This is a genomic window from Amycolatopsis sp. NPDC039088 (assembly GCF_055598845.1).
Map to the genome: position 1 here is coordinate 72,969 of NZ_JBVKAE010000039.1, position 11,285 is coordinate 84,253.

10 protein-coding genes are annotated in these 11,285 nt (G+C 67.3%); 3 read left to right on the forward strand and 7 right to left on the reverse strand.

The genetic code is table 11. The features are described from left to right. Positions 1-48 precede the first annotated feature (48 nt). Positions 49-444, forward strand: coding sequence for a sigma factor-like helix-turn-helix DNA-binding protein (locus tag ACZ7KI_RS35900; RefSeq protein WP_470277465.1), 396 nt, complete (start codon positions 49-51; stop codon positions 442-444). A 55-nt stretch (positions 445-499) separates the two neighbouring features. On the opposite strand, the gene ACZ7KI_RS35905 is transcribed toward ACZ7KI_RS35900, so the two are convergent. Then, positions 500-1,783 (reverse strand): RNA polymerase sigma factor, encoded by a 1,284-nt coding sequence (locus ACZ7KI_RS35905; RefSeq protein WP_470277466.1) that lies wholly within the window; start codon positions 1,781-1,783, stop codon positions 500-502. Positions 1,784-1,813: 30 nt separating this feature from the next. Next, positions 1,814-2,227, reverse strand: coding sequence for a YciI family protein (locus tag ACZ7KI_RS35910; RefSeq protein ID WP_470277467.1), 414 nt, complete (start codon positions 2,225-2,227; stop codon positions 1,814-1,816). A 150-nt stretch (positions 2,228-2,377) separates the two neighbouring features. Between ACZ7KI_RS35910 and ACZ7KI_RS35915 the strand changes: the two genes are divergently transcribed. Next, positions 2,378-3,370 carry a small ribosomal subunit Rsm22 family protein gene (locus ACZ7KI_RS35915; RefSeq protein WP_470277468.1) on the forward strand — a complete coding sequence of 331 codons (993 nt, stop codon included), beginning with the start codon at positions 2,378-2,380 and terminating at the stop codon, positions 3,368-3,370. Here the strand turns inward: ACZ7KI_RS35915 and ACZ7KI_RS35920 are convergent. Both ACZ7KI_RS35920 and ACZ7KI_RS35925 read right to left on the reverse strand, forming a co-directional pair. Then, on the reverse strand, positions 3,352-4,266 hold the full coding sequence (locus tag ACZ7KI_RS35920; RefSeq protein ID WP_470277469.1) for a LysR family transcriptional regulator: 915 nt from the start codon (positions 4,264-4,266) through the stop codon (positions 3,352-3,354). The genes ACZ7KI_RS35915 and ACZ7KI_RS35920 overlap by 19 nt on opposite strands. A gap of 271 nt (positions 4,267-4,537) precedes the next feature. Then, entirely contained in the window at positions 4,538-5,140 is a 603-nt protein-coding gene (locus ACZ7KI_RS35925) for a sigma-70 family RNA polymerase sigma factor (RefSeq protein WP_470277470.1), read from the reverse strand. A gap of 326 nt (positions 5,141-5,466) precedes the next feature. Here ACZ7KI_RS35925 and ACZ7KI_RS35930 point away from each other — a divergent pair, with 326 nt between their 5' ends. Then, a complete protein-coding gene (locus ACZ7KI_RS35930; protein WP_470277471.1) occupies positions 5,467-6,654 on the forward strand; it encodes a beta-1,3-glucanase family protein in 1,188 nt (395 codons plus the stop codon). A gap of 100 nt (positions 6,655-6,754) precedes the next feature. Here ACZ7KI_RS35930 and ACZ7KI_RS35935 read toward each other — a convergent pair whose 3' ends face one another. From ACZ7KI_RS35935 to ACZ7KI_RS35945, 3 genes are all read right to left on the reverse strand, one after another. Then, positions 6,755-8,995, reverse strand: a complete 2,241-nt coding sequence (locus tag ACZ7KI_RS35935; protein ID WP_470277472.1) for a terpene synthase family protein — start codon at positions 8,993-8,995, stop codon at positions 6,755-6,757. Positions 8,996-9,100: 105 nt separating this feature from the next. Then, a complete protein-coding gene (locus ACZ7KI_RS35940) occupies positions 9,101-9,871 on the reverse strand; it encodes a DUF3800 domain-containing protein (protein WP_470277473.1) in 771 nt (256 codons plus the stop codon). Between the two features lie 40 nt (positions 9,872-9,911). Then, positions 9,912-10,703, reverse strand: a complete 792-nt coding sequence (locus tag ACZ7KI_RS35945) for an ArsR/SmtB family transcription factor (protein WP_470277474.1) — start codon at positions 10,701-10,703, stop codon at positions 9,912-9,914. Positions 10,704-11,285 lie beyond the last annotated feature (582 nt).

Sequence of the window (11,285 nt, forward strand, 5' to 3'; positions counted from 1 at the left end):
CCGATGCCAGTAGATGGTTCGCGGCGGTCGGAGGAGGCCGGCGGGCGGATGGAGACAGCTTCGAAGCTCATCGACGCGGTCCGCGTCCTTGTCGTGCGCTACTGCCGGGCGCGGATCGGACGGCGTGCGGGTAGCTATGAGACCGCGGACGCCGTCGCGACGAACAGCTGCCGCGAGATCCTCGCCGGTGCGGCCGAGGCGACCACGCTGCTCGCGTTCGCCTACAACGTCACGCGCGGCCTGGTCGACGACTTCCACCGGACGGCGGCCGAACTGCCGAACCCGCTCTCGGCGCTGCCGGGGCAGCAGCGCGAGATCATGGTGCTGCGGTCACTCGTCGGGCTTTCCACCGACGACACCGCGTTGGCGCTCGGCTGCTCCGTCCAGTCCGTCCGGCTGGGCCAGCACCGGGCGCTCACCACCCTCCGCCCCACCCCGGCCTGACGCGTTTCGTCCTCTGAATGCGGTAGTTGCACGCGCAAGTACCGCATTCAGAGGACTAAACGCGGTCGGTGCCGGAGGCGCACTCGGCCGCCCGGTTGAGCAGCAGGGTGCGCTCCCGGTCGTTCCCGGTCATCTCCGCCGCCCGCTCGAACTCGACGCGGGCCTCGTCGAGACGGCCGAGCTTCGCCAGGAAATCGCCGCGCACACTCGGCAGCAGGTGATACGACTTAAGCGCGGGCTCCGACGTCAGCTTGTCGACGACCACGAGCCCCGCCTCCGGGCCGAAGGCCATCGACAGCGCCACCGCCCGGTTCAGCTCGATCACCGGTGACGGGTTCAGCTTCCCGAGCCCTTCGTACAGGACGGCGATGCGTCCCCAATCGGTCTCCTCGCCCGTGCGCGCCCGTGCGTGACAGGCGGCGATGGCGGCCTGCGCCGCGTAGACACCGAAAGCGCCATCCGTCAGCGATTCGGCGAGTTCCAGCGCGGCGAGGCCGCGGCCGATCAGGAGCCTGTCCCATTTGGCGCGGTCCTGGTCCATGAGCAGCACGGGTTCACCGTTCGGCCCGACGCGCGCGGCGGACCGCGAAGCCTGGATCTCCATCAGCGCGACGAGCCCGTGCACCTCGGGTTCCTTCGGCATGAGACCGGCCAGGATCCGGCCGAGCCGCAGTGCCTCCTCGCACAGCCCCGGCCGCATCCAATCCTCGCCAGCCGTCGCCGAATATCCCTCGTTGAAGATCAGGTAGATCACTTCGAGCACCGACTCCAGGCGCGCGACCCGATCGGCGCCCTCCGGCACCTCGAACGGCACCTTGGCGTCGCCGAGTGTCTTCTTCGCCCGGACGATCCGCTGCGCGATGGCGGTTTCCTTGGCCAAGAACGCCCGCGCGATCTCGTGTGTCTGCAGCCCGCCGATCATCTTCAGCGTGAGCGCCACCCTGGCCTCGGTCGAGAGCACCGGGTGGCAGGCGGTGAACACCAGCCGCAGCAGATCGTCCTCGATATGGTCGTCGAGGCCCGCGGTGAAGTCGGGCTCCTCCTCGAACTCCTGCTCGCGGCCGATCTCGCCGAGTTTCCGCTCGTACCGTTCGTTGCGGCGGAAGGTGTCGACGGCGCGGCGTTTGGCCGTGGTCATGAGCCAGGCGCCCGGATTCCTCGGGACGCCCGACTCAGGCCACTGTTCGAGCGCGGCGACCAGCGCGTCCTGCGCCAGTTCCTCCGCGAGGCCGACGTCGCGCGTCATCCGCGCGAGGCCGGCGATGAGGCGGGCCGATTCGATCCGCCACACCGCGTCGATCGCCGAACGAGGGTCTGCTGTTGCCGTCACGCCGACCAATCAACATCGTCGGCGCGACGACCGCAACCACTAGTTCTTCTCCGCCTGCTTCCGCAGCTTCTGCTCGTGCTCGACGATCTCGGGGGTGGCGTGGTCGAAGTCGTCCATCTCGGCGACGCGGCGGATCTCGATCTCGCCCTCGCGGAACGGCGCGCGCTTCATCCATTCGACGACCTCGGCCTTGTCCTTCGCCTGGAGGATCCAGAAGCCCGCGACGAGTTCCTTTGTCTCGGCGAAGGGTCCGTCGATGACCCTGGCCTCGGCGGTGCCGTTGTACCGGATGCGGGCCCCGTCCGTGCTGTTGACCAGGCCTTCACCCGCGAGCATGACACCGGCCTTGACCAGCTCCTCGTTGAACTTCCCCATCTCCTGCAGGTCCTCGGCGCTCGGCTGCGCACCGGCCTCGACCTCGTCGTTGCTCTTGACGATCACCATGAACCGCATCTCGCGTCTCCGTTCCCGGCGGGGCTCGTCCCTGCCACATCTACGCGTCGATCGGGCATCCCGGGTTTCGACACGGTCCTCGAACTTTTTTCCGCGAGTATTCGAGCAGCCGGGAAATCGCAGGTCAACCGCCCATGCCAGAATTCGGCCGTGGCCGCTCTCCCCCCAGATCTCCGCTCAGCCCTCGACGAAGAGCTGGGCAAGTACCCGCAGCACAGGCTGACGCAGTCCGTCGAGCGGCTCAGCTCGCGCTACCGCGAGAACAACCCGGCGACGGCTCCGATCCTATCCTCCGACGTCGACATCGCGGCGTACGCGGGCTACCGGATGCCAGCCACCTACGCGGCCATACACGCTGTTCTCACCGAAGCCGCCCTTCGCGCTCCTGGGTTCGCTCCGCGTACGCAGATCGACGTCGGCGGCGGCACCGGTGCCGCGATCTGGGCGGCCGCGGACGTGTGGCCGTCGCTGGAGGACAGCACGGTCGTCGAGCAGGTTCCCGGCGCGATCGCGTTGGGGCGGCGGCTCGCGGGGAACGCCGGTGGCCAGGCCGTTCGCGGCTCGACCTGGCAACGCGGCCTGATCGACCCGGACGCTCCCGCGCCGGACGCCGATCTGGTGACCCTCTCCTATGTCCTCGGCGAACTGCCCGAGACCCGCCGGGCCGACGTCGTCGGTTGGCTGGCGGCCAAGGCCGGGATGCTGGTGCTGATCGAACCCGGCACCCCGGCGGGCTACGAGCGGATCGTCGAGGCACGGGACAGGCTCGTCGAACTCGGTCTCTCCCTGGTCGCGCCCTGCCCGCACGAAGGAGCCTGCCCGATCCCGCGCGGCAAGGACTGGTGCCATTTCTCCGCCCGCCTCCCGCGCACCGGCCTGCATCGCCAGCTGAAATCGGGAACGCTCGGGTTCGAGGACGAGAAGTTCTCCTACGTCGTCGCCTCGCGGACGGCGCCGGAGCGGGCCGCGGGCCGGATCCTGCGGCATCCGGTCAAACGCAAGGGGATGGTCAGCCTGTCCCTGTGCGCCGAGGGCGGGCTCACCGAAACGATCGTCACCAAACGGCACGGCGCGGCCTACCGTGTGGCCCGTGACGCGGAATGGGGCGACGCCTGGCCACCCGATCAGTCCACAGTGGACTGACGGCCGCGTCGCGCCAGGCCGCCGATGACGGTGAGCAGCGCGCCGAGCGCCGGATTGTCGTTGCCGCGCCGCCACATCAGTTCGAGTTCCACCGGACGGCCCTCGATACCGTCCACCGGACGGAGCACGACGCCCTCGAAGCGCAGCGCGGCGGCCGCCGCGGGCACCAACGCGACCCCGAGATCCGCCTTGACCAGCGCGAGCACCGTATGCACCTGACTGGGGTACTGCCGGTATTCCGGTAACACCCGCGCCGTGCGGAACACCGCCACGAGCAGATCGTGGAAATACCGGCCCTCCGACGGCGAATACATGATGAACGGCTCGCCGTCGAAGTCGCGGATGTCGGGATTCTTCTTGCGCCTTGCCAAAGGATGCGCCGACGGCAACGCCGCCAGCAGCGGCTCGCGCCACAGCGGCAGGGTCACGATGTCGGCGCCGGTGACCGGCGGCCGGATCATGCCGAGGTCGATCCCGCCCGCCAGCAATTCCGCCACCTGCGCCGACGTCACCATTTCCCGGAGCACCAGATCGACGCCCGGCACTTCGGCGTTAGCCGCGGCGAGAACGCGGTCGAGGTACGAATACGCGGCGGCGGCGGTGAAACCGAGCGTGACGACGCCGACCTCACCCTTCTTCGCCCGGCGGACATACAGCGTCGCCTCTTGCGACGAACGCAGTATTTTCCTTGCCTCAGCGAGAAAGACCCGTCCGGCGGGTGTCAGGCGGACCGCGCGGTGCGTACGGTCGAAAAGCTCGACCCCCAGTTCGCGCTCCAGCAGCTGGATCCGCCTGCTCAACGGCGGCTGGGTCATCGAAAGCCGTTCCGCCGCGCGGCCGTAGTGCAGTTCCTCGGCCACCGCGACGAAACTCACCAGCTGCTCCAGGGAGAACACCTATTCAGTCTAGGTATCAATCGAGGCCGAACAAGCGCTGAACCGGTATTGTTCCGGTCGATATTCCCCCACCGGACCCGAACAGGTGGACGCCAATCGTCCGTTCAGCCGGTTTCGGCCTGCCCATTCGCACCTAGGCTTGGCATCGGCGTCCGTGGCTCCGGCCCTCGGCGACGGCGCCGACGGCGAGCTCTGGAGGGGCCATGTGCGTTCGCATTCTCGAAACCCGGGCCAAGCGGGAGAATCTCTTTCTCCGGCTGCTGGTCCGCATTCAACTCAAGGCGTCCTGGCGCTGAGCGCAGGCGCGCAGCCTGCTGATCGCCCGGTGTTTGGTCACCCGCACGCGTGACGACGTCGTGCCGAGCGCCGCCGCGGTCTCGTTCGACGACAGCTGGCCGATCACCCGCATTCCCAGCACCTCGCGATGGGAGACCGGCAGCATCCGCATCAGCCTGCCGAGCCGGACACCGAGGTCGGTCCGCAGCGCGCGTTGCTCCGGCTCATCCGCGGCGACTGCCGGGTGCTCCGGGAGTTCACCGGTCAGGACCTGTTTGCTCCGCGCCGCCTTCCGGAAGACGTCGGCGACCTTGTTCGCCGCGATGGCGCGCAGGAGAAAGAGGAAAGAGCCACCGCGAAGGCCGTAACTGGGAACGGCGACCAAGACGGCGAGGCAGATCTCCTGCGCGATGTCGGCCGGTTCGAGATAGGTCAGGTCGCGGCCGCCGAGCCGGGTTTCGGCGTACTGCCGGGCCCACGGCGAGAGGGCGGCCATGAGGTCGTCCATGCCGTGCGGCTCGCCGTTCGCCGCGGCCTTGGCCAGTTCGTCCCACCCGGCAGGGGAAATCCAGCTGTCACCCTCGCCGGTTCTTCGCACCGGAAAATCGTCGCCGCCGCCCATGTCCCGCTCCCCACGGATGAGAAAACCGGCCGTCGAGGTCCAGGACGGAACGCGGACAACGGTAGTCGAGTAATCCCCCCACCTCAATCGACGAAAGTCCGCGACAAATTGTCCGCCTCGGCGCGAAACCGGACAGGTTCCCACTGTTGGTCTAGACAAGTTGGTAGCCGGGACGTAACTTTCCGTGCTGAGACCCCTCGCCAAGGTCTCAGCCAGGCCGGGAACGCGCCCCCGGCCGACATCCGCAAGCACCGCCGTGGCGCGTTCGCGCTCCGCGGCGGGATCCAGCCGAGGAGTGAGCTGTGCGCATCCGTCAGAAGATCCGGCGCGTCTTGACCGCATTGGCGGTCGTTCTCCCACTTGTCACCGGCGTTTCGGCGCTTTCGGCGCCCGCCGCGGTCGCCGCCGGTCCCGATCCGCTGCCGCTGACCGTCACCAACAATTCGAACCGCTCCGACGCGGTATATCTCTACGTGCTCGGCACGAACCTCAACACCGGCAGGCTCGGCTATGTCAACGCGGGCGGCGCCTTCACCCCGTGGCCGCCGGGCGCGAACCCACCGAGCCCCGCGCCGGACGTCGCGATCGCCGGCCCCGGAAACGGTGGCTCCACCACACTGCGAATCCCGCGAATGCTGTCGGGCCGCGTCTACCTGTCGTTCGGACAGAAGATCAAGTTCTTCCTGACACCGGACGGACTGGTGCAGCCTGCCCCGTGGGCGGACGGCGATCCGAACCGCGACATCCTGTTCGACTGGAGCGAATTCACCTACGACAACGCGGGCCTGTTCATCAACAGCTCGCAGGTGGACATGTTCAGCGTCCCGCACGTCGTCGGGCTGACCAACGGTGCCGGCACGAACAAGGAAGCCGGGCGCCTCAAGGCGAACGGCCGCGAGAACATCTTCAACGCCGTCCAAGCGCAGTCGGGTTTCTCGAACCTGGCCTACAACCGGCTGCGGGTACTCGCGCCGGGCAAGGGCCTCGACTCCGGCAAGTTCAGCGGAAACTACCTCGACGGCTACGTCACGAACGCCTGGAACACCTACAAGTCGACGCCGCTGACCGTGGTCCCGTTCGAGGCCGAGCCCGGCAAGAAGTTCACCGGCCGGACCGGCGGGGACGACGTCATGCGGTTCACGGACACCGCAGGTGCGACGGTGGCGTCGTTCGGCAAGCCCAGCACCCGCGACGTCTTCAACTGCGACGGGCGGCTGCAGGCGCCGAACGACCAGGTCGTCGGGCCGATCGCGCGGACGTTGTGCGCGGCGCTGCACCGGTCGACCCTGGGTTTCCAGCACACGCAGCCGACCTACGACGCGAGCCAGTTCTACAAGCAGACCGTGACCGACCACTACTCGCGGATCGTGCACGAGCAGATGGTCGACGGTAAGGCGTACGGATTCGCCTTCGACGATGTCGGGCACTTCGAGTCGCTGGTGCACGACGGTGACCCGCGTTCGGCGCGGATCGTCCTGACCGCTTTCTAGGCGGCGAGCCGCGTCAGGCGGCGCACGCTCCGTGAAGGCCTCCTTCCCTACTCTGAAGGTAGGGAAGGAGGCCTTCACGGACTTCCTGACTCGCGACCCGTCAGCGCGCCCCGCTCCCGATCCGCCACGCCGACATCCCGATCCCGCTCGGCCCGATCCCGCTCGGCTTGAGCGAGAGCACCGCCGGTTCGGGGGTGCGGCTGCGGGCCAGCTCCTCCGGCATGTACCGCACGCATTTCCGGTGCCATTCCAGGATTCCGGACATCCAGTTCTTCATGTTGTCCGCGTACCGGGTCAGCACCGCGCGGACCTCGTCGTCGAGGCCGAGGTCGTCGCACATCCGCGGCAGTCCCTCGTCAGCGAGCTGCTCGAACTGCTCCATCCGCGCGTTCATCAGGTCGGCGGCGATGTCCCTGGCCTGGAACCGGTCCACGTCGAGGAAGCGTTCGATGACGTAGACGAGGTTGTGCACCTCGCCCTCGTATTCGATCTCCTTCTGGTAGGAGAAGAGATCGTTGGCGATCGTCGCGTAGTCCTGGGCGGCGGTGTCCAGTTCGAAGAGCACCCGGTTCTGGTAGATCTCCGGCGGGACGACGTCGCCGAGCGCGAGCCGCGCGAGGCTCTTCGTGAGGTCCGATCCGAAAGTCCGCCGTCGCATCTCCACGTAGTCGATCGGGTCGGGGACGCGGTTCTGCGCCTGGTTCACCACCTCCCAGACCCAGCTCGCGATCATGCTCTCGACCGCCTGCCGGAAACCCGCCCGCGCGTGCGGGGTCAGCGGTCCGGCGGTGCGGTTCCACAGATCCGCCAGCCCTCGCTCGATCGGATCGGCGGGCTCGGGCACCGGCTCGCCGTCGAGCGGCATGAACAGCGAGAGCCGGTCGCTGCACAATTTCGCCGCCACGGGGTCCCGCCGCATCCCGAAGATCAACGGAAAGTAGTCGTCGCCGTAGGTGCCCCAAGCGAGCCAGTCCGACGACAGTTTGAGCTGTTCGAAGTCCGCGTCCGGGTGGATCATCGCTGCGCAGTGCGGCAGGTCGATGCCGCGCATCCGGCGTTCGTCCCAGACCCCGCCGAGTTCGACGCCCGGCACCGAGTCGAACATGCCCATCTTCCGCGCCCAGCCCGGGGCGTACTCGCGGGCGGCGGCGAGGTGCGGGCTGGTGCGGACCGGGTACGGCATGCGGAATTCGGGCAGGGGAAGGTGTCCCACCGGCGCGAACGGCGGAGGTGCCTGCTGCCGCGTCCGCTGGACCAGGCCCAAACGGTTCGGCGAGAGCCGGAGTGACTCCGTGCCGAGCCCTGTCGGCCCGCTGAAGGGGCCGTTCGTGCCGGAGACCGGGCCCTTGTTCATGTACCGGCTGGATTTCGCGTGCCATTCGTGGCCGCCGGACTGCCAGTCCTGCAGCCCCTTGACGTACAGGCCGATCCCGATCTGTTCCGGCAGCGGGACGTCGTGTTCGGCCAGCAGCGACGGCACCTCGACGAGCGCGGTGTTCTCGAACTGCTGCAGCCGCGAGGTCAGCAGGTCGTTGGTGAGGTCGGCGGCCTCCTGCGTCGAACAGTCGAGGAACTTCTCGAAGACGAGGACGGCGTTGGAGTTCTCTCCTTCCTCTCGTACTTCGCGCTGGTAGGAGAACAGGTCGTTGCGCAGGTGGACAGCGTCGGCGAAGGTGTCGCGCAGAACCTCCAGCGGCCTGGTCGCCGCGACCTTGTCCGGTACTTCGGCGCCGACGGCGTACTCGATCAGGTTGGCCGACCACGGCGCGCCACCGACGCGGCGGCGCATCTGGATGTATTCGATGGGGTTCGCGATCCGGCCGCGGTCGATGTTGTCCAGTTCCCAGAGCGATTCGACCATCAGGTTGTGCGTACTGGTGACGAATCGCCGCCGCCAGGCTTCCGACATCGAGGGAATGGTGCGCGCCCAGAGATCCTTGAGCCCGGCTTCGGCGGGATTATCCGGCTCCGGCGGCGTTTCCCCCGGCCCGGTCATGAACAGTTCCAGCCGGTCCAAATAGGCTTTGGCGCCTTCGGTGTTCCGCGTGTACTTGAATTGCGCGAGAAAATCGTCGTCGAAGAAGAACACCCAGACGTACCAATCCGTGACCAGATCGAGGGACGGCCCGTCACAGTCCGGATGAGTGTGCGCACAGAGCAGCGCGTAATCCATCTTCGCCAGCGCCTGCTCGGTCCAGACGACGTCGCCGGACGGTGCCGGCGAATCGAGCATGCCCATCTCCCTCGCCCAAGCCATGCTGTGCGTCCGTGCCGCTTCCAGGTGCGGATTGATCCGCGCCGGATGCGGCACGTAGAACTCGGGCAAGGTGAAAGCCTGCATCTGCGACTGCCTCCCGGAGCGGATGTCGAATACGTCTCGACATTTCCAGCCCCGCGCCGCGCCGGGCAACGGCCACCCGAGCGATTCCGCGCACCATGGAGTGAATCAGTCCCAGAGCGACTTCGAGTCGATATAGGGCGCGAGAAGCGCGGTCAATACCGCGTCACCTTTTCCGTCGAGTTCGTCCTCGGCGATCCGCCTGGCGACCCCGACCAGGAAATCGGCGACCTGCACCCGCGGATCCGTGCGCGAATCCACGAACTTCAGCCCGGCCAGCCCCGGACTGGACTTGATTTCGGCGAGCCGCTCCCCCTTGAGCGACGGCTGTTCGTCGTGGACGACGAAGACCGGCTCACCGTGCCCGCTCCAGCATTCGACGGCGCGGAGGATCGCGGGAACCAAGGGATCGAGGACCTTGGCGTCGCGCAACTCGGCGACCTTCGCCCGTAGTTCCTCGGTGTCTCCCACCATCGCGAAGAACGATCCGGCCGCGGGATCCCGCCGGTTCCTGGTCCGCAGCACGTCGTTGAAGGCGGCCAGCAGTGCGTCGTCCGGGGCGACGTCCCGGCCGACGAGTTCGCGGAGTTCGTTCGCCAGCAGCAGTTTCTTGTCGACGAGGTGAACGTGCGCGCGCCCGTGGACCGGGCCCAGCGGGCCGAGGAACCATTCGAGGACGCGCCGGTGCTTCGTGCGGAGCAGGTGATTGGCCTTGTATTCGACCGCCGGCGAACGGATCCGGCGGCGCAGTTCGACCAAGCAGGCCGAGGCCTCCTCGATGCCGAGCCGGACTCCCGCGTGCGCGAACACCCCGGTCCGCCCACCGATCAGCTTCTCACCCTCGGACCCGGACTCGTCGCAGGCGATCTCCAGGGGCACGTCCGGATCCTGCCCGATCGCACCGGCGTCGTCGACCCACTTACGCGGGCTCGGGCAGCGGCTCGCCCGTCTCGAGCAGCGTCTTGAGGCTCGACAGGATCGACGGCCAGCCGCTCCTGATCATCTCCAGCAGGGTGCTTCCCGGCTCGAAACCGTCGTGCACCACGGTCAGTTTCACCAGGTCGCCGACGGGTTCGAGGTCGAACGACACCTTCGACCTCGGCTCGGCCGCGAGCTTGGCCGACACGTCGTCGTCGATCTCCATGGACTTGGCGAATTCCGGGGTGAAGGTGTGCCAGGTGTAGGACAGGCGCCGGTACGGGTCGGACTCCAGCACGACCTGCTCGGGGTCCTCCAGCTTCACACCATGCTGCTCCCAGGCCATCGTCGACCCGTTCTTCCAGTCCGAAGTGAACTCGCAGCGCCAATACTGCCTGGTGAAGGCCGGGTCGGTCAGCGCTCGCCAGAGCCGCTCCGGCGTTGTCTTGATGTAGCTGGTGTAGACGAATTCGTTGCTGCTCATGGGTTCCTGCTCCAATGCCTTCTTCAGGTCGGCGAGCGCGTCGACCCGGCCCTGGTGATACCGGTCGATCCAGCGCTCGGCGATCGCGTTGATCGGCTCCGCGTTCACGTAGTGCAACTTCTCGCGGCCACGCCACACCGTGGTCACCAGATTGGCCGCCTCCAGCACGGCCAGATGCTTGCTGACGGACTGCCGCGCCATGTCCAGCCCCGCGCACAACTCGCGCAGGGTCTGGCCGTTGCGGGCGTTCAGGTCGTCGAGCAACCGGCGGCGACTGGGGTCGGCCAGCGCCTTGAACACCTCGTCCATGTCGCCTTCCTGATATGCAGCCGTTCAGCTGCCTTTCACTTTATGCAGCCTTTCGGCTGCATGTCAAGCCGACTACAAAAGGTGACAATGAGGGTTCTAGCCCAGCCTCTCTCAGGTACCTACTCGTGACGTGGGTAGCTCTTCCTGATGCTGGGACGTCCGGCGTTTCCGGTGCTCTTTGCTCGCGGTGAAGTACATGATGGGCCCCTTCCTTGCGCCTAGACACAGGAAGGGGCCCATCATGTACCGGGCTCCTCGGCTGAGCCGAGCGAAAGAGCTTCACGCGCCATCGTTGTAACCGGTGGTTCTACTGAGACTCATGGTGGCGTGTCCGGGCCGTGAAGGCCTCCTTGGAGGACTTGTCTTTGTTTACCCACTGGTGTGGAGCTTGTGTGGGTGGCCGGTGTGGCCGGGTGGGGAAGATTCCGGCCGTTGGACGGCCGGAATCTTCCCCGCTCGGTCGCCGGTCCGCAGATCGTGAGGGACTCGAGCTTGATCAACGGAAGATCGGGGACGTTGAGTGTCCCGGATCTTCCGTTGATCAAGGTGTGAGACCGGGGCGACGACCACCACCCTCGTCCA